17 protein-coding genes are annotated in these 17,784 nt (G+C 72.8%); 6 read left to right on the top strand and 11 right to left on the bottom strand.

The window, feature by feature from the left end; all coding sequences use genetic code 11:
• Positions 1 to 145: 145 nt before the first annotated feature.
• From ACFQRF_RS03305 to mca, 6 genes are all read right to left on the bottom strand, one after another.
• Positions 146 to 1,411, bottom strand: a complete 1,266-nt coding sequence (locus tag ACFQRF_RS03305) for a PhoH family protein (RefSeq protein ID WP_379869030.1) — start codon at positions 1,409 to 1,411, stop codon at positions 146 to 148.
• Positions 1,412 to 1,772: 361 nt separating this feature from the next.
• Positions 1,773 to 2,534, bottom strand: coding sequence for an isoprenyl transferase (locus tag ACFQRF_RS03300; RefSeq protein ID WP_379868655.1), 762 nt, complete (start codon positions 2,532 to 2,534; stop codon positions 1,773 to 1,775).
• 54 nt (positions 2,535 to 2,588) lie between these two features.
• A complete protein-coding gene (locus ACFQRF_RS03295) occupies positions 2,589 to 3,161 on the bottom strand; it encodes an RNA polymerase sigma factor (RefSeq protein ID WP_379869028.1) in 573 nt (190 codons plus the stop codon).
• A gap of 157 nt (positions 3,162 to 3,318) precedes the next feature.
• Positions 3,319 to 5,364, bottom strand: coding sequence for a thioredoxin domain-containing protein (locus ACFQRF_RS03290; protein WP_379868653.1), 2,046 nt, complete (start codon positions 5,362 to 5,364; stop codon positions 3,319 to 3,321).
• A gap of 61 nt (positions 5,365 to 5,425) precedes the next feature.
• Complete coding sequence (locus tag ACFQRF_RS03285; protein WP_379868652.1) at positions 5,426 to 5,704, bottom strand: hypothetical protein; 279 nt, start codon at positions 5,702 to 5,704, stop codon at positions 5,426 to 5,428.
• Between the two features lie 4 nt (positions 5,705 to 5,708).
• Positions 5,709 to 6,587 carry a mycothiol conjugate amidase Mca gene (mca, locus tag ACFQRF_RS03280; protein WP_379868650.1) on the bottom strand — a complete coding sequence of 293 codons (879 nt, stop codon included), beginning with the start codon at positions 6,585 to 6,587 and terminating at the stop codon, positions 5,709 to 5,711.
• 159 nt (positions 6,588 to 6,746) lie between these two features.
• Between mca and ACFQRF_RS03275 the strand changes: the two genes are divergently transcribed.
• Together ACFQRF_RS03275 and greA are read left to right on the top strand one after the other, a co-directional pair.
• Positions 6,747 to 7,175 (top strand): DUF4307 domain-containing protein, encoded by a 429-nt coding sequence (locus ACFQRF_RS03275; protein WP_379868649.1) that lies wholly within the window; start codon positions 6,747 to 6,749, stop codon positions 7,173 to 7,175.
• Between the two features lie 218 nt (positions 7,176 to 7,393).
• A complete protein-coding gene (gene greA / locus ACFQRF_RS03270) occupies positions 7,394 to 7,894 on the top strand; it encodes a transcription elongation factor GreA (RefSeq protein WP_379868647.1) in 501 nt (166 codons plus the stop codon).
• On the opposite strand, the gene ACFQRF_RS03265 is transcribed toward greA, so the two are convergent.
• Positions 7,879 to 8,178, bottom strand: coding sequence for a type II toxin-antitoxin system Phd/YefM family antitoxin (locus ACFQRF_RS03265; RefSeq protein WP_379869026.1), 300 nt, complete (start codon positions 8,176 to 8,178; stop codon positions 7,879 to 7,881). The two genes, greA and ACFQRF_RS03265, sit on opposite strands and share 16 nt — an antisense overlap.
• Positions 8,179 to 8,368: 190 nt before the next feature.
• Here ACFQRF_RS03265 and ACFQRF_RS03260 point away from each other — a divergent pair, with 190 nt between their 5' ends.
• Complete coding sequence (locus ACFQRF_RS03260; RefSeq protein WP_379868645.1) at positions 8,369 to 8,932, top strand: RDD family protein; 564 nt, start codon at positions 8,369 to 8,371, stop codon at positions 8,930 to 8,932.
• A 28-nt stretch (positions 8,933 to 8,960) separates the two neighbouring features.
• On the opposite strand, the gene ACFQRF_RS03255 is transcribed toward ACFQRF_RS03260, so the two are convergent.
• Together ACFQRF_RS03255 and ACFQRF_RS03250 are read right to left on the bottom strand one after the other, a co-directional pair.
• Complete coding sequence (locus tag ACFQRF_RS03255; protein WP_379868644.1) at positions 8,961 to 10,292, bottom strand: hypothetical protein; 1,332 nt, start codon at positions 10,290 to 10,292, stop codon at positions 8,961 to 8,963.
• A gap of 278 nt (positions 10,293 to 10,570) precedes the next feature.
• Positions 10,571 to 11,731 carry an FIST signal transduction protein gene (locus ACFQRF_RS03250; protein WP_379868642.1) on the bottom strand — a complete coding sequence of 387 codons (1,161 nt, stop codon included), beginning with the start codon at positions 11,729 to 11,731 and terminating at the stop codon, positions 10,571 to 10,573.
• A 273-nt stretch (positions 11,732 to 12,004) separates the two neighbouring features.
• Between ACFQRF_RS03250 and ACFQRF_RS03245 the strand changes: the two genes are divergently transcribed.
• The 3 genes from ACFQRF_RS03245 to ACFQRF_RS03235 are packed head-to-tail and all read left to right on the top strand — an operon-like array spanning position 12,005 to position 15,808.
• Positions 12,005 to 13,435, top strand: a complete 1,431-nt coding sequence (locus ACFQRF_RS03245) for an ATP-binding protein (protein WP_379868640.1) — start codon at positions 12,005 to 12,007, stop codon at positions 13,433 to 13,435.
• A gap of 41 nt (positions 13,436 to 13,476) precedes the next feature.
• Complete coding sequence (locus tag ACFQRF_RS03240; protein WP_379868638.1) at positions 13,477 to 15,423, top strand: hypothetical protein; 1,947 nt, start codon at positions 13,477 to 13,479, stop codon at positions 15,421 to 15,423.
• 52 nt (positions 15,424 to 15,475) lie between these two features.
• Positions 15,476 to 15,808, top strand: coding sequence for a glyoxalase superfamily protein (locus tag ACFQRF_RS03235; RefSeq protein WP_379868637.1), 333 nt, complete (start codon positions 15,476 to 15,478; stop codon positions 15,806 to 15,808).
• A gap of 38 nt (positions 15,809 to 15,846) precedes the next feature.
• Here the strand turns inward: ACFQRF_RS03235 and ACFQRF_RS03230 are convergent, their stop codons facing one another.
• Together ACFQRF_RS03230 and ACFQRF_RS03225 are read right to left on the bottom strand one after the other, a co-directional pair.
• A complete protein-coding gene (locus ACFQRF_RS03230) occupies positions 15,847 to 16,992 on the bottom strand; it encodes a cystathionine gamma-synthase (protein WP_379868635.1) in 1,146 nt (381 codons plus the stop codon).
• Between the two features lie 54 nt (positions 16,993 to 17,046).
• Entirely contained in the window at positions 17,047 to 17,730 is a 684-nt protein-coding gene (locus ACFQRF_RS03225; RefSeq protein WP_379868634.1) for an acyltransferase, read from the bottom strand.
• Positions 17,731 to 17,784: the final 54 nt, after the last annotated feature.

The raw sequence follows: 17,784 nt of genomic DNA, 5'->3' as shown, positions 1-17,784 counted from the left end.
CGGGGATGGCGGGGACGGTGATCTAGCCGGTTCTACCGAGGAGCCGCGTACCGGATCCCAACTGGGCCCGAATCGGGGGTGAACAGTGCGGCCGCCGGGCACGGACGTGGGCCCCGCCGGACGGCGGGGCCCACCTTCCGTCTGCTCAGCCCTCCAGCATCTCCGTGACGAGCGCGGCGATCGGCGAGCGCTCGGACCGGGTCAGCGTGATGTGGGAGAAGAGCGGGTGTCCCTTGAGCTTCTCGATGACCGCGACCACGCCGTCGTAGCGGCCGACGCGCAGGTTGTCGCGCTGGGCGACGTCGTGGGTCAGGACCACGCGAGAGTTCTCGCCGAGCCGCGACAGCACCGTGAGCAGCACACCGCGCTCCAGCGACTGGGCCTCGTCCACGATGACGAACGAGTCGTGCAGCGAGCGGCCCCGGATGTGGGTCAGCGGCAGGACCTCCAGCATCCCGCGGTCGACCACCTCGTCGATGACGTCCTGGGTGGTCAGCGCCGAGAGCGTGTCGTGCACGGCCTGGGACCAGGGGGTCATCTTCTCGTACTCGCTGCCCGGCAGGTATCCGAGATCCTGGCCGCCCACCGCGTACAGCGGCCGGAAGACCACGACCTTGCGGTGCTGGCGCCGCTCCAGCACCGCCTCCAGCCCGGCGCACAGCGCGAGCGCCGACTTGCCGGTGCCGGCCCGTCCGCCCAGCGAGACGATGCCGACGTCGGGGTCGGTGAGCAGGTCCAGCGCGATGCGCTGCTCGGCGCTGCGCCCGTGCAGCCCGAAGACCTCACGGTCGCCGCGCACCACCTTGACCGACTTGTCGGGCAGCACCCGCCCGAGCGCCTTGCCGCGCTCGGACACCAGCACGAGCCCGGTGTGGCACGGCAGGTCGCGGGCCGCCTCGATGTCGGCGGTGCCGCCGTCGAAGAGGGCCTGCACCTCGTGCGCCGGAACCTCCAGCTCGGCCATCCCGGTCCAGCCGTGCTCGATGGCGAGTTCCGCGCGGTACTCGTCGGCCGCGAGCCCGATCGAGGCCGCCTTGATCCGCAACGGCAGGTCCTTGCTGACCAGGACGACGTCGTGGCCGTCCGTCGCCAGGGTGCGCGCCACGGTCAGGATCCGCGTGTCGTTGTCCCCGAGCCGGAACCCCGCCGGCAGCACCTGCGGGTCGCTGTGGTTGAGTTCCACCCGCAGCGTGCCGCCCTCGTCGTTGACCGGTACGGCGGCGTCCAGACCGCCGAACGCCACCCGCAGGTCGTCGAGCTTGCGCAGCGCCTCCCGGGCGAAGTAGCCGAGTTCGGGGTGATGCCGCTTGCTCTCCAGCTCCGTGACGACCACGATCGGCAGCACGACCTCGTGCTCCGCGAAGCGGGTGATCGACATGGGGTCGGCGAGGAGGACACTGGTGTCCAGCACATACGTCCGCCGATCGTTCGGATCGGCGGAGACAGCGGCGGTCGGCAGGTCGCGGCGGTGGGTCGAGGAACTAGCCACTCGTTCTCCCCCTGGACGCCTCGGGGCGCCCTAGACTCACGGGAATCCAAGGACCGGGACCAGCCCCGTGAGGGCCGGGACCGGCCCTCGTCATGTTGAGTTCCTGAAAATCCAGGACCGTCAATGAGTCGGGGCCTCCCGGGTGGACGGATGCGCACCATCCACCGGTATCGACGGTACCCGGCTCACGCAAATGAGCAAGACCCCCAGGTGGCACACCTTGTGAACGGGCCGTTAAGCGATCACGGTCCGTGGTGGAACCCCGGCACGGACGCGCTCGTGATCACGTTCCGTATCGCCGGTTGCGCACTCCGTAGGACCGCAGGGCACGCAGGAAGTCCACCTTGCGGAACGCCGGCCAGAAGACTTCGCAGAAGTAGAACTCCGAGTGCGCGCTCTGCCAGAGCAGGAAGCCCGAGAGCCGCTGCTCCCCGGAGGTCCGGATGAGCAGGTCGGGGTCGGGCTGGCCGCGGGTGTACAGGTGCTCGGCGATGTGCTCCAGGTCGAGGCGCTCGGCGAGCTCGGCGATGGTGGTCCCCTTCGCGGCCTCGGCGAGGAGCAGCGAGCGGACCGCGTCGGCGATCTCGCGCCGCCCGCCGTAGCCCACCGCGACGTTCACGATCAGTCCGGGCTGGTCGGCGGTGGCGGTCCCGGCCTCCTTCAGCACGCGGGCGGTGGCATCGGGGAGCAGGTCGAGCGCGCCCATGGGGTTGACGTGCCAGCCCTCCCGGCGCAGCCGGACGACGGTCTCCTCGATGATCCGCAGCAGCGGTTCGAGCTCCTCTTTGGGGCGGCTGAGGTTGTCGGTGGACAGCAGCCACATGGTGACCACCTGGACGCCGACCTCGTTGCACCAGTTGAGCAGCTCGAAGATCTTCTCCGCTCCGGCCTGGTGGCCGCGGTTGATGTTGGCCAGCCCGCTGGTCCGCGCCCACCTGCGGTTACCGTCCAGGATGACCCCGACGTGGCGCGGGATCTCGTAGCTGCCGAGTTTGCGTTCCAGCCGACGCTCGTAGAGCCAGTAGAGGGGGTATCGCAGCCCCATGGGACGTTACCTTTCGCCGATGTCGACTCTTCGAGCCCGCCAGGGCTCACGCGCTTACGACACAGCAAGCGACCTGCGCACGTGCTTGCGGGCCTCGTGGATGCGGGACCGCACTGTCCCGGGATCGAGGTCGAGTTCCGCCGCGATCTCGCCGTAGTCCATCTGGCAGAGGTCCCGCAGGACCAGGGGGGCCACCAGGTGGGGGCGGCTGCGTTCGAGCTGGTCGAGTGCTTCCAGCAGGCCGACGCGTGAACCGGCGGTGACGCTTGTGGTACGGGGGTCACGCTGCTGTGGGATGCGTTCCGCCTCGGCGGTCAGCTCCGCCGACCGGCTCTTCAACGATCGGTAGGTCTGCCGCGCCGAGTCCGACACCACCGTATACAGCCACGTGGTGAAGAGCGAATCGCCGCGGTAGCCGCCGATGTCGCGGGCCACCGAGTCCAGCGCCCGGCGGCACGCCTCCTCGGCGTCCTGCGGGTAGGGCAGGAACCGGGAGCAGCGCCGCAGCACCTCGGGCTGGATCCGCCGGGTCAGGTCGGTGAGCGCGGCCCGGTCGCCGTCGCGGGCCCGCCCGACCAGGTCGTCGAGGGGATGGGTGGCCGTGGTGCGGGCGGCGGGGACGGGCAGGCGGACCTGAACGCGGTCGCTGGGGCTGTCGGTGTTCAGCACGACTGGGAACTCCCTCACGATGTCGGGTCTTCCGCGTTATACACGCCCAACCCCCACCGAGTGGTTCACTTCGCGCTTTTCGCGGGACGATCTGCGCACTGCGGACACACGGGTGTCACCCCGCGGCGATCTCCGCGCGGAGCCCGTCCGGTGTGGTCACCGGCAGCCGGCAGCTGAAGCCGCGGCACACGTAGCCGGCCGGCCGGCCGTTCAGCAGCGGCCGGTCCCGCAGCAGGCCGATGCCGCCATCGTGGATGCCGTCGCCGCGGCTGACGACCGTGCCCGGAGCGGTGGCCGACAGTGCCGCGCGGTGCAGCGCCGCCGCCTCCGGGTCGTCGGACGGCCCCACGACGGCGATCTCCAGCGGTCCGGCCGCCACCGCCTCGGCCACCGCAAGGCCCCAGCCCGCGAACCGCGGAGCGGCGGCGGCGAGCCGCGCCGCCGGGCCCAGGGCCGCTTCGGCCGCCGCCCGGTGCCGGGCGGACCCGGTGAGGGCGGCGTACGACAGCAGCGCCCCCGCGGCGGCCGACCGGCCGGACGGTGCGGCGTTATCGGTGGGGTCCTGCGGCCGGTTCACCAGCGCCTCGGCGTCGTCGGCGGTGTCGTAGAAGCCGCCGCGCCCGTCGGCGAAGCGGTCCAGCACGGTGCCGAGCAGCCGCCCGGCGACGGCCACCCACTCGGCTTCGCCGGTGACCGCGTGCAGGGTGAGCAGCCCTTCGGCGACGTCGCCGTAGTCCTCCAGCACACCGGCGCTGGTTCCGGCCGCACCGTTGCGGGAGGTCCGCAGCAGCCGGTCGCCGGTCAGGTGCACGTCCACGATCAGGCGGGCGGCCTCACGGGCGCGGTGCACCAGGTCGGGCCGGTCGAGCAGCGCCCCCGCCTCGGCGAGTCCGGCGATGGCCAGCCCGTTCCACGCGGCCACGACCTTGTCGTCGCGGGCCGGCGGCACCCGCCGGGCGCGGGCCGCAAGCAGCTCGGTGCGCACGCACGTGTACCGCTCGGGGTCCACCGCGTCCGGTGCCCCGGGCCGGTCCGGATCGCCGAGCAGCCGAAGGACGGAGCTGCCGTGCTCGAACGTCCCGGCCTCGGTCACGCCGAACAGCGCGGCGGCCCAGTCCCCGTCCTCCTCGCCCAGGACATCGCGGAGCTGGGCGGGGGTCCAGACGTAGTACCGCCCCTCCTCCCCCTCGCTGTCGGCGTCCAGCGCGGAGGCGAAGCCGCCCTCGGCGGTGCGCAGGTCGGCCACCAGCCAGTCGGCGGTGTCGAGGGCCACGCGCCGGGCCATCCGGTCGCCGGTCGACCGCCACAGGTGCGTGTAGCCGCGCAGCAGCAGCGCGTTGTCGTAGAGCATCTTCTCGAAGTGCGGCACCGTCCAGTGGGCGTCGACCGAGTAGCGGGCGAATCCGCCGCCGATCTGGTCGTAGATCCCGCCGCGGGCCATGGCCTCGGCGGTGCGCCGGGCCATCCGCAGCGCGGTCGCGCCGGTGGACCCGTCGCCCGGTTCCGCGTCCGCGCCGGACGTGCGCGCGTGGTGCCGCAGCAGGAACTCCAGCACCATGGACGGCGGGAACTTCGGCGCGCCGCCGAATCCGCCCTCGGCGTCGTCGTGCTCGGCCGCGAGCGCACGCACGGCCGCGGCGAGGTCGTCCGGGCCCGGAGCCGCCGTCCCGCCCAGCCGCCGCGGCGCGGTGAGCGCCTCGACGAGCCTGCGCCCCTGGCCGACGACCGCGGCGCGGTCGCGCCGCCACACCTCCCCGATCCCGGCCAGCAGTCGCTGGAAGTGCTCACGGGGGAAGTACGTACCGCAGTAGAAGGGCGCGCCGTCGGGGGTGAGGAAGCACGTCATCGGCCAGCCGCCCTGGCCGGTCATGGCCTGGGTGGCCTCCATGTAGACGGCGTCGACGTCGGGCCGCTCCTCGCGGTCCACCTTGACGTTGACGAACCCGGCGTTCATCAGCTCCGCGGTGGCCGGATCCTCGAACGACTCGTGGGCCATGACGTGGCACCAGTGGCAGGCCGCGTAACCGACGGACAGCAGCACGGGGACGTCGCGCCGCCGAGCCTCGGCGAAGGCGTCGTCACCCCACGGATGCCAGTCGACGGGGTTGTCCGCGTGCTGGAGTAGATAGGGACTGGTGGAGTCGGCCAGACGGTTGGGCATGCCTCCACTCTGCCCCGGACCCGCCCGTTGTCACACGGCGGGCGGGTCCGGGACCGTGGGGTCAGGCCGGACCTCGGCCGTCGCCGTCGGCCGGCGACGCGCCGTCGTGGTGGCCGGCCTCGGCCGCGGCACCGGAGGCGGCCGGCCGGGCGGCGGCCCTGCCGTCACCGGACTCGGCCGGGCCCTCGTCGAAGTCGATCCGGGCCATCTGCTTGCGCATGTTCTTCATCAGGAAGTACAGGGCGAAGCCGACGAAGGCACAGGCGAGGAAGCCGAGCACCCCGGGGGTGACGGTGTCGGCGGCGACCTGGGAGTCGGCGAGCACAACTGCGGCGGTCATGGCCTCATGTTCTCACTGACTCGCGGACGCCCGCGAAGAGGTCGTCCTCGGGGAGTTCGGTGTCGACCAGGGAGCGCGCCAGGTGGTAGTCCTCGGTGGGCCACGCCTCGCGCTGGATGTCCAGGGGGACGGCGAACCAGATGCCGTTGGGGTCGATCTGGGTCGCGTGCGCGATGAGCGCGCGGTCGCGGGTCTCGAAGTACTCGTCGCAGACGATCCGGGTGGTGATCTCCCACTGCGGGTAGTCGCGCTCCTTCATGCGCTCCATCCACTCCGCGTAGGGGTTGGCCAGCCCGCGCTCGTCGAGCAGGGCCGCGATGCGCTCGAACCGGTCCAGGGTGAAGGAGACGTGGTAGTAGAGCTTGAGGGGCTGCCACGGGTCTCCGGTGCCGGGGTAGCGGTCGGGGTCGCCGGCCGCCTCGAACGCCTCCACGGAGACCTTGTGGCACATGATGTGGTCGGGGTGGGGGTAGCCGCCCTGCTCGTCGTAGGTGATGACGACGTGCGGGCGGAAGGAACGCATGGAGCGGACGAGGGGCTCGCTGGCGACCTCCAGGGGCTGCAGCGCGAAGCAGCCCTCCGGCAGCGGGGGCAGCGGGTCGCCCTCGGGGAGCCCGGAGTCGACGAAACCGGCGAACTCCTGGTGGACTCCGAGGATCTCGCGGGCGGCGGCCATCTCCTTGCGGCGGACCTCGGCGATGTTCTCCCGGATTTCGGGCCGGTCCATTGCCGGGTTGAGGATGGAGCCGCGCTCGCCTCCGGTGAGTGTGACGACCAGCACTTCGGCGTTCTCGTTGGCGTAGCGCACCATGGTGGCCGCGCCCTTGCTGGACTCGTCGTCGGGGTGGGCGTGAACGGCCATCAGGCGCAGGCGCTCGGACAACTGGCAAGTCCTCTTCGTAGTGGCGAAAAGCAGACAACGACCGCTCTGGCGCTGACGTGGAGACACACCCCGGGCGGGGCAGGGCGTGGGGGCGGAGCGGGAGCCTCTCAGGACAGAGCTATCTTAGACAACAGCGCTCTCACGTTCGGAGATTCCCGCATGTCCTCGAAGCCCACTGACGTGCCGTCCGACGCCGCCGCGCCGGCCTCCGGCGGCCGACGGCGACTCGGGAACCGGCCTGTGTTCTTCCTCATGGGCATCGTCGTGGCCGCCGTGTTCACCGTCGGGTGGGGCTTCGCGCTGATGAGCTACAGCGGCGGCGTCAACCAGCCCAGCTACCAGGTGGTGGCGTGGCGGGTGAACTCCGGTTCCGAGGCGTCGATCAGCTTCCAGGTGAACAGCCGGGAGCCGGCGCTGTGTCTGGTGAGCGCGCGCGATGCGCGGCACGTCCAGGTGGGGCAGACCGAGGTGCCGGTCGAGGCCGGGGTCCAGGATGTGCACGCGCGGATCGAGACGGTTCGTGAGGCATCGGCGGTAGAAGTGACCTCCTGCAGGGAACAAGGCTCACAGAGCGAACCCGTGCAGTAGATCCCCCGTCCGTTCCCCGCCCGACCGCGCCGGCCGCGACACGATCCGGCATGGTGGCCCTCCCCCGACCGTCTCCGTCTCTTCCGCCGCCACGGCGGGCTGACGGCCCCGGCGGCCGGATCTTGCGGCCGACCTGCCGGAACGGCTCGGTGCTAATCTCGTAAGTTCAGCTGCGTTCGGTAGGCAACGCAGTTCCTCGACGCACCAAGGGAGTTCCCGTGACCGAGACCCGCGATGACAACGTCACCTGGCTCACCCAGGAGGCGTACGACCGGCTCACAGCGGAGCTGGAGCACCTGTCGGGGCCTGGTCGCATCGAGATCGCCGACCGGATCGAAGCCGCGCGGGAGGAGGGCGACCTTCGGGAGAACGGCGGCTACCACGCCGCCAAGGAGGAGCAGGGCAAGATCGAGGCCCGGATCGTCCAGCTGCAGCAGATTCTGAACAACGCCCGCGTCGGCGAGGCCCCGCGCAGTGAGGGAGTCGTCGGCCCGGGGATGACCGTCACGGTCAAGTTCGAGGGCGACGACGACGAGGTCACCTTCCTGCTCGCCTCCCGTGAGGAGAGTGGCGCGCCGATCGACGTGTACTCGCCCAAGTCCCCGCTGGGCAGCGCCATCAACGGTAAGAAGGCCGGAGAGAAGGCGACCTACACCCTCCCCAACGGCCGCAGCCTCACGGTGGAGATCATCGACGCCGTCCCCTACGGGGCGGCGTAGCCCCCGAAGCGTCGACGCGGAAGGGGTGGCCACGGGCCACCCCTTCCGCGTTGCGCAGCCAGAGGGCTGATGGGGCCGCGCTGAGCCTGGGCCAGGCTCTCCAGCAGGCGGCGCGCGTTGGCCGGGGCGCGCAGCAGGTGCGCGGTCTCCTCCAGCGCCTCGTAGTCCTCGCGCGAGATCAGCACGGCGTCGCCCCTGCGCGAGGTGATCTCCACGGGCGCGCGGTCGTCGTTGACCTGCTCTATGAGTAGAAAAAGGTTCTTGCCAGCCTCGGACGCGGTGATCGCGATCGCCCCTCCTTCAAAGTGGTACTCAATATCGCACCATTCGGCGAGCGGATCACGGCTTTTCCAGCACAGACAGGGCGGGCGGTCCAGCGGGTCGCCGGGAGCGGAGAACGACCGGACGCGGACGGTTCACGCCCGCTTTGCCGGGACCGTCCGCTTGTTCCGGTGATCCGGCCATAATGCTGGGGTGAACTACCCTCCCTGGCCCCACCAGCCACCGTACGGTCCGCAGCAGCCCCCGCCGGCCGCCTGGCCGGCCGGCTCCCCCACTCCGGCCCCCGGTCCGGAGTTCGCCGGGTTCGGGCGGCGGCTGGCCGCACGGGTGATCGACTACGTGATCGTCGGCTTCCTCGCCGTCATGTTCTTCGTCGTGGTGATCCTCTTTCTGACCTTCGCCAACCCCGACGCGGCCGAGCAGAACTTCACCGACGAGTTCTACGAACTGTGGGCCTTCCTCTTCGTGTTCGGCTGGGGCGGCCTGCAGTTCTGCTACGACTGGCTGTTCCACGCGGGGGCCGGCCGCACGCCGGGCAAGCGCCTGCTGTCGATCAAGGTCGTGCGCCGCGCCGACGGCGGCCGCCTCGGCCAGGGCCAGGCGGCCGGGCGCGCGGCGCTGTTCGGGCTGCCGCAGTCGCTCGTGTGCATCGGCCACCTGTTCGTGCTGGCCGGGATGCTGTGGCTCGCGTTCGCCCCCGAGCGCGGTCAGGCGCTGCACGACCGGGCGTGCGGCACGATCGTCATCCGCGGCTGACCGCGCTCCGGCCGCTCGGGGCGCGCCGTCAGCCGCCCGAGCCAGGCACGGCCTCGACGAGGGACTCGGCGGCCGGAGCGCCGCCGGAGCCCGCCGAGGACTGCGCCAGCTTCCACCGCTTCGCGCACCGCGGCGCCTCCGTGCCGCCCCGGGCGTAGGCGGCCGGGATGAAGTTGCGCCGGCCGATCTTCAGCCACTCGTCGGTGCGGCCGAACGGGCCGTCGACCTCCTGGCCGGCGGCGCGGCAGGAGACGTCCACCCGGGCGGAGTGCGCGGCCAGTCCCACATGGTCGAACGTGGTGGCCGGCCCGGAGCGCACGATGAGCGGGTGCCGCTTGCTGCGGGTCCCCACCTCCGCCGGGTGCGCGTAGTCGGCGGTCCACAGGTAGTCGACGTCCACCCATCCGTTGTCACGCAGTTTCAGGGCTTCGCGGTAGGTGCCGTCGGCGAGGTCGATCCCGGCCGGGTTGCGCACCCGCCGCCCGAAGCCGTCCAGTCCGCGGTTGTAGCCCTCCTCGTGCGCGGCCTGCGCCTGCGGCCTGCCGTGCGGGAGGTCCGTCCACATCTCGCGTCCCGCGTTCCAGTGGTCGTCCTTGATGTTCCACGGCCCCACGTCCCAGACGGGCACGTAGGCGCACCGTTTCTCGGCGCACACCCGCACCGTGTAGTCCCCGCTGCCACGCGCGGCCAGCCCGCGCCGGGACGGCAGGGCGACGAAGTGATCGGCGGTGCGGATGACGTGCCCGTTGGCGGTCCGCGCGCCGACCAGGCCGATGCGGGTCGCGTACAGCCGCGCGGAATACGGCTTGCCGGGCCGCTCCCGGCGTTCCGCGGCACCGTCCAGCGGCCGGAAGCGGACACCGCTGACCCGCGCCGGGCCGTCGGCGGCCTCCGGGGTGAACCCGACCCGCAACTGCACCCGGGACACGACGTCGGGCAGCTCGATCCGGTCACCGTCCCCGGCGGTGGCGTCCGCGGCCTCGCGCCACTCGGTCCACACCCCGTCGGGGCGCTGCCCGCGGGCCTCCACGACGAGGTCGCCGCGGGTGGCCGTTCCGGCGACCGCGACCTGGAGGGCACCCGCCGACCGGGCGAGGTCGTGCGCCGGGAAGAGCGCGATGCCACCGGGCACCGCGCGGACGCCCCGCACCGACGCCGCCATCGGGAGCCGCGCCGCACCGGCGGCCCGCAGGCCGCTCGCGTCGAGCAGCACGTTGCTGCGCGTGGCCGTCGCCAGGTCCTCGTGGATCCACCCCGTCCCGCCTCGCTGCGGTACGCCCGCCGCCGCGGCCGGCTCGCGGCCGGACGGCAGCGTGGTGAGGAACAGCATGCCGAGCGCGGCCGCCGCCCCGATTCTCATCCAGACGTGTGATTGTCCCTGCAACACCGTGAAAACCCCCTATGGCCCCAATCACCACAGATAGTAATCACATAGTGACAAGAAGTAACGAAGGCGACGCGCCGGACACACGGCGAATCGTGCGCCTTGCCGGAACTATCGGGTTATCGTGCCGAACCGGACGGAGAGTCCCGCGCGTGACCGGCCATCGCCGGTCACGCGCCGTGGTGACGTGCGAGGGCGGCGAACGGCCGGGCCGTGGAAGGGGGGAGCCGCCGGATCCGGGGACCGGCGCCGGGTCAGCCGCCGAAGGCGACCAGGCAGGCCGTGAAGCCGTGCACGTGGTTGCGGCCGGCCACCGGGCCGATCTCGCCCGCGGCGAAGAAACCGGTCACGGCGTCGATGCCCAGGGTCTCCCGGACCGACCGCACATCATGGTCCGCGTTCTCGAACATGGCGGCGCCACGCCCGTTGCACGAGAACAGCAGCGCCCCGGCCGTGCCGCCCTCGGTCTCCTCACCGAACGCGCGCAGCCGTTCCAGCAGGTCGGTGTCGGCGGCGTCGGTGTCACGGACCTGGAACCGCACCGTCTGGCCGACCTCCACCACGTCGCCGATCGTCAGCGAGCCGCGTTCGGGATCGGCACTGATGAGACCGCGGATCAGGAAGTCGCCGCGCTCGTGGTGGTCGGCGTACTCGTCCATGGCGACCCCGATGTGCAGCCCGTCGGCCAGCAGCTCCTGCTCGGCCGGGGTCAGCGCGTGCAGGATCTGCTCCAGTTTCTGGTACGCCGGTGTTCCGGCGAGTTCCAGCAGCTCCTGTCCCTCGACCTTGGTCACGGCCATGGACGGCCCGATCGGCCGGCAGCCCTGGCTGACCACCGTGCCGGCCACCCCGGAGCCGGCGAGCAGTACCCCGACGGCTCCGCCGGCCGCCGTCCGGCCGTCGGCGAACAGCCGCACGGACTCCCGCCCGCCCATGCCGTCGGCCAGCCCGCCGACCAGGGGGAGCCCGCCCAGCGCAGCGGCGGAGCGCCGGACGAAGGAGTGCGCCGGGAAGTCGTAGGGGTTGGCGAACAGCAGCGCCAGACGGTCGTCCGGCTCCGGCTCGGGCATCCCCACGACGGCGAGGTGGTCCTCCTCGGGAAGCGCCTCCAGCTCGAACGGGGTGATCCGGACATCGGGCAGGACGGCGGCCCACACGCTCACCGCACCCCGCCCCTCGACGCCGCGGCCACCGCCGATGACACCCGTGCAACTGCACCCGATGGTGACGGCGTCACCGGCCAGCGCCATGACGCGCTCGCCCGCCAGGGCCACCTCCTCGGGGTCGCTGCCCGCCACGAAGACGCACACCAGGTCCGCCGGACCACCGAGCGGTTCCAGCGCGCACAGCGCCGCCCGCTCGGCCGCGCTCACGAGGTCAGCGCCCGTCGCCAGAGCGTCGCCGAACCTGGCCACTCGCCGCCTCCTCCACACCGCGCCGTACCGCTGCCATCTCTACCCGGACCATACTCCTCACCGCTCGAACTAAACCTGCCTGCTCCTGGGGTATTCCGCGTTCCCGGCCGCGCAGGCGCCTTCCACGTTCCCGGCCACGCAGACATCTTCCACGTTCCCGGCCACGCAGACATCTTCCACGTTCCCGGCCACGCAGGCGTCGCGCTCAAGGCTCCGTCCACAGGGGTGACGCGGACCACTGGCGCCGGGCCGCCCGCTGCATAGACTCGTCCCGTGTCTGCCGACTCCGCACACCCGACCGACTCCGGCGGCCGTCCCGCGACCCTTTCGGCGCTGCGGGCCTCCGGCCACGTCCACCGTTCGATCAAGGCCGAGGTTCGCGAGAACCTGCTGGCCCGCATGCGCGCCGGTGAGGAGCGCTTCCCCGGCATCGTCGGCTTCGATTCCACGGTGCTGCCGCACCTGGAGCGGGCGCTGCTGGCCGGGCACGACATCGTGCTGCTGGGCGAGCGCGGTCAGGGCAAGACCCGCCTGATCCGCACCATCGCCGGGCTGCTCGACGAGTGGAGCCCGGTGGTCGAAGGGTGCCCGATCAACGACCACCCCTACGCCCCGGTCTGCGTGCGCTGCCGCCGGCTCGCCGCCGAGGCCGGGCCCGACCTCCCGGTCGCCTGGCGGCACCGCGAGGACCGCTACGGCGAGAAGCTCGCCACGCCCGACACCAGCGTCGGCGATCTCATCGGCGACGTCGACCCGGTCCGGCTGGCCGAGGGGCGCAGCCTGGGCGATCCCGAGACCGTCCACTACGGGCTGGTGCCACGGGCCAACCGTGGCGTCTTCTGCCTCAATGAGCTCCCCGACCTCGCCGCGCGCATCCAGGTGGCGCTGCTCAACGTCCTTGAGGAGCGCGACGTCCAGATCCGCGGCTACGCGCTGCGGCTCCCCCTGGACGTGCTGCTGGTCGCCAGCGCCAACCCCGAGGACTACACCAACCGGGGCCGTATCATCACCCCGCTGAAGGACCGCTTCGGGGCGGAGATCCGCACCCACTACCCGCTGGAGCTCGACTCCGAGATCGCGCTGGTCGCCCAGGAGGCACGGCTGGACGGCGGCCCCGTGGTCCCCCGCTACCTGGTCGAGGTCGTCGCCCGGTTCACCCGGCTGGTCCGGGCCTCCTCCTCGGTCGACGACCGTTCGGGAGTCTCGGCCCGGTTCGCGCTCGCGGCCATCGAGACCACCGCCGCCTCCGCCGCCCGGCGGGCCGCGCTGGTGGCCGAGGAACGGCCGGTGGCGCGGGTGTGCGACCTCGCGCCGGTCGTCGAGACGCTGCGCGGCAAGGTCGAGTTCGAGGTGGGCGAGGAGGGCCGCGAGGTCGAGATCCTTTCCCACCTGCTGCGCCGCGCCACCGCCGAGACGTTCCGGCACACCCTGGGCGGGGTCGACCTCGGGCCCCTCATCGACCGCTTCGCCGAGGGCGCCACGGTGGAGTCCGGCGAGCTGGTCAGCGGCGCCGAACTGCTCCGGCGGGTGGGCCCGGTGCCCGGTCTCGCCGAGCTCGTCGCCCGCGTCGCCCCCGAGGACGACGACCCGGGTGAGACCGCCGGGTACGCCGCCTCCGCGCTGGAGTTCGCCCTGGAGGGGCTGTACCTCAACCGGCGGCTCTCCAAGGACACCGTCGACGACCGCACCGTCTACCGCACCTGACCCGGGCGGGGACGGCCCGCGGAGAGCAAGGAGGCACCGGGATGAGCGGCTTCCGCTACGGCGAGTACCAGGAGGGCCCTGACCCGCTGGCGCCGCCCTACGACGTCCGCGCCGCCCTGGACGAGCTGGGCCGCTCGGTACTGGCCGGTGCCAAGCCGCTGCGGGCGCTGCGCGACCTGCTGCGGCGCGGCACGCAGGGCATCTCCGGCCTGGACGACCTGCTCCGGCAGGTCCGGGAGCGGCGCGACCTGCTGCGCGGTCAGGGCCGACTCGACGGCACCCTGCGGGAGGCGCGGGCGCTGCTGGACCGGGCGGTGGGCCAGGAGCGCGCCGCGCTCTTCCCCGATCCGTCCGACGACGCGCGGCTGCGGGAGTCCGAGCTCGACGCGCTGCCCGCCGACACCGCGGCGGCCGTGCGCCGGCTCGCCGACTACCAGTGGCGGTCCGACGCCGCCCGGGAGACGTTCGGGCGGCTGCGCGACCTGCTGCGCGGCGAGGTGCTGGACGCCCAGTTCCGCGGGATGAAACAGGCGCTGCAGAGCGCCGACCCGGCGGCCATGGCGCGGGTGCGCGCCATGGTCGAGGCCCTGAACGAGATGCTCGCGGCCGACGACCGCGGCGAACACACCCAAGCGGACTTCGACCGGTTCATGGCGGAGTACGGCGACTTCTTCCCGGAGAACCCGCGCGACCTCGCCGAGCTGGTCGACACACTCGCCCGCCGGTCGGCCGCCGCCCAGCGCCTGCTGAACTCGCTCACCCCCGACCAGCGGGCCGAACTCGCCGACCTCATGGCCCAGGCCACCGCCGAGGCCGGTCTCACCGACGCCATGGATCGGCTGTCCGGCGCACTGCGGTCCCGGCGGCCGGATCTGGCCTGGTCGGGTACGGACCGCATGGACGGCTCCGAGGGGCTCGGGGTGGGCGACGCCACCACCGCGCTGGAGGAGCTCGCCGACCTCGCCGACCTCGACTCCGCGCTGAGCCAGCGCTACGCGGGCGCCGGCCTGGACGACATCGACGAGGAGGCGGTCCGCCGCGCGCTCGGCCGCGCGGCCGTGGACGATCTGGCGCGGCTGCGGGCGCTGGAGCGCGAACTGCGGGACCAGGGCTACCTCACCGGCACCCGCAACCGCCTGGAACTCACCCCGAAGGCGGTACGGCGGCTGGGTGAGACCGCGCTGCGCGAGGTGTTCGCCGACTCCGCGGGCGGCCGGCTCGGCCAGCACGCCGCCGAAGGCGCCGGGCAGACCGGCGAGCCCACCGGCGCCACCCGGCCCTGGCGGTTCGGCGACGAACAGCCTCTCGACGTGGTGCGGACCCTCGGCAACGCCGCGGCCCGCGGGCGGGCTCCCGACGGCCGGCTGCGGCTGCGTGCCGACGACTTCGAGGTGGTCGAGACCGAGCGCCACGACGCGGCCGCGGTGTGCCTGCTGGTGGACCTCTCCTACTCCATGGCGCTGCGCGATCTGTGGGGCACCGCCAAGCAGACCGCCATGGCGCTGCACGCGCTGGTGACCACCCGGTTTCCCCAGGACGCGGTGCAGGTCATCGGGTTCAGCGACTACGCACGGGAGCTGCCGGCCGCCGGGCTGGCCGAGCTGGAGTGGGAACCGGTCCAGGGCACCAACCTCCAGCACGCCCTGGTGCTGGCGGGCCGGCACCTGGACCGGCACCCCGACTTCGACCCCATCGTGCTGATCGTGACCGACGGCGAGCCCACGGCCCATCTCGCCCGCGACGGCTCGGCCCAGTTCGCCTGGCCGCCGACTTCGGAGACCACCGCGCTCACCCTGGCCGAGGTCGACCGGATGACCAGCCGCGGCGCGGCGCTGAACGTCTTCCTGCTCGCCGACGACCCGCGCCTGGAGGCGTTCGTCGAGGAGGTGGCCCGCCGCAACGGCGGCCGGGTGGTCCGCCCGAACGCCGATCGGCTCGGCTCCTACGTGGTGCAGGACTTCCTGTCCCGCCGGCGCCGGGTGGGCTGACCGTCTCATCGGGTCACCTCCGGCGTCGCCGCCGGGTGGCAGGATGGCCGGCATGCGCGAAGAGGTCATCCCGATCCTGCACGTCGGCGACGCCGCCGCGGCCGTCCGGTGGTACGCCCGCCTCGGGTTCACCCAAGAGTGGGAGCACCGGTTCGAGCCCGGCCTGCCCGCGTTCGTCGCGGTCGCGCGCGGGCCGATGCGGCTGTTCCTGTCCGAGCACGTCGGCGACGCCCGGCCCGACACCCTGGTCTACCTGCGGGTGGCGGACGTGGAAGCGGTCGCCGCCGAGTTCGGGCTGCCGGTCACGCAGGCACCCTGGGCCCGGGAGGTGGAGCTCCGTGACCCCGACGGCAACCGGCTCCGGGTAGGTACCCCAATGGACTGACCCGCCACGCGCCCGGCACGGCGGGCTCCGTCGCCCCGTCAGTCGCCCAGCGCCTGCAGCAGGTCGGCCACGAGGTCGTCGGCGGACTCGATGCCCACCGACAGCCGGATCAGGTCGTTCGGGACCTCCAGCGGCGACCCTGCCGCGGAGGCGTGCGTCATCCGGGCCGGGTGCTCGATGAGCGACTCGACGCCGCCGAGGGACTCGCCGAGCGTGAATACCCGGGCGCGGTCGCACACCCGCAGCGCCCGCTCCTCGCCGCCGCGCACCCGGAAGGACACCATGCCCCCGAAGGCTCGCATCTGCTCGACCGCCACCTTGTAACCGGGGTGGTCAGGCAGCCCCGGGTAGTACACCTGCGCCACCTCGGGGTGCCGGGTCAGCTCCTCCACGACGCGTTCGGCGTTGGCGCAGTGCCGGTCCATCCGCACCGCCAGCGTCTTGACGCCGCGCAGCGTCAGCCAGGCGTCGAACGGCCCGGCCACCGCGCCCATGGCGTTCTGGTGGAACGCCAGCCGCTCGGCCAGCTCCGGATCGGCCGCCACGAGGGCGCCGCCCACCACGTCGGAGTGCCCGCCCAGGTACTTGGTGGTGGAGTGCACGACGACGTCCGCCCCCAGGGTGATCGGCTGCTGCAGGTAGGGCGAGGCGAAGGTGTTGTCGACGATCAGCAGGGCGCCGGCGTCGTGGGCGACGTCGGCCAGCGCGGCGATGTCGGCGATGTTGAGCAGCGGGTTCGTCGGCGTCTCCACCCAGATGGCGACCGTCTCCGGCCGCACCGCGGCGCGCACCGCGGCGGGGTCGGACAGCCCTACCGCGTCCCAGCTGACGCCCCAGCGCTCCAGCACCCGGGAGAACAGCCGGTAGGTGCCGCCGTAGGCGTCGCCGGGGATGATCACATGGTCGCCGGGCTTGGCGATGGTGCGCAGCAGGGTGTCCTCCGCCGCCATGCCGGAGGCGAAGGCCAGGCCGCGCGCCCCCGACTCCAGTGCCGCGACGCACTCCTCCAGCGCGGTGCGGGTGGGGTTGGCGGAGCGGCTGTACTCGTAGCCGCCGCGCAGGCCACCGACACCGTCCTGCCGGTAGGTACTCGTCTGGTAGATCGGAACCACGACCGCGCCGGTCTCGGCGTCGGCCTCTTGACCAGCGTGGATGGCCAGCGTCTCAAAGCCCTCGAACGTCATGCGCCCAGACTAGTGGCGCCGCCTCGGCGGGACACCGCATCCGCGCCCGCGCCGTCACGCGTCCGCGGGATCGGGGGAGCCGTCGACCGCCCCGGCCGCGGGTTCGGCGCCCGCGTCGCGCAGCGGCGGCACCCAGCCCGTCCCGGGCCGGTACCGGCGCACGACGCGCCCGGGCACCCCGGCGATGACGCTGTGGTCGGGATACTCGCCGGCACGGACGACGGTGCTCGCGGCCACCACGCAGTTGCGGCCGATCCGGGCGCCGGGCAGGATCACCGCGTTCGCGCCGATCCAGCTTCCGGATCCGATCCGCACCGGGGCGTCGGCCGGCCACTGCAGGCCGATCGGGGTGTCGGGGTCGCGGTACACGTGGTTCTGGTCGGTGATGTAGACGTGCGGGCCGGTGTAGACGTAGTCGCCCAGCTCGATGGAGGTGTGCGCGACCACGTGCGATCCGCGGCCGATGGCACAGCCGTCCCCGATGCGGATGAGCGGCCGCGGCCCCAGGTCCAGCCCGGGGACGAAACCCGCGCTGAGCGTGATGTCGCCGCCGATCAGCGTGTGCGCGCCCAGCTCGATCCACGGCTCCCCGAAGATCGTGGCCGGCGGAAAGGCGATGGACGTGCCGGGCCCGAAGGCCGCGAACCGTCGGGCCGCCCGTGAGCCCGCCCGAACGTCGGCGTGCCGGCGGCTCCAGCTCCAGACCGCGCGCACCATCCAGGACAGCAGCCGCGCCACGCGCCCTCCACACACCTACCAACAGGTAACGTCGAGGACTCACCCTACGAGGAC

This window comes from Marinactinospora rubrisoli (genome assembly GCF_042664915.1).
Taxonomy (GTDB): domain Bacteria; phylum Actinomycetota; class Actinomycetes; order Streptosporangiales; family Streptosporangiaceae; genus Marinitenerispora; species Marinitenerispora rubrisoli.
This window is presented reverse-complemented; position numbering and strand designations above follow the sequence as displayed.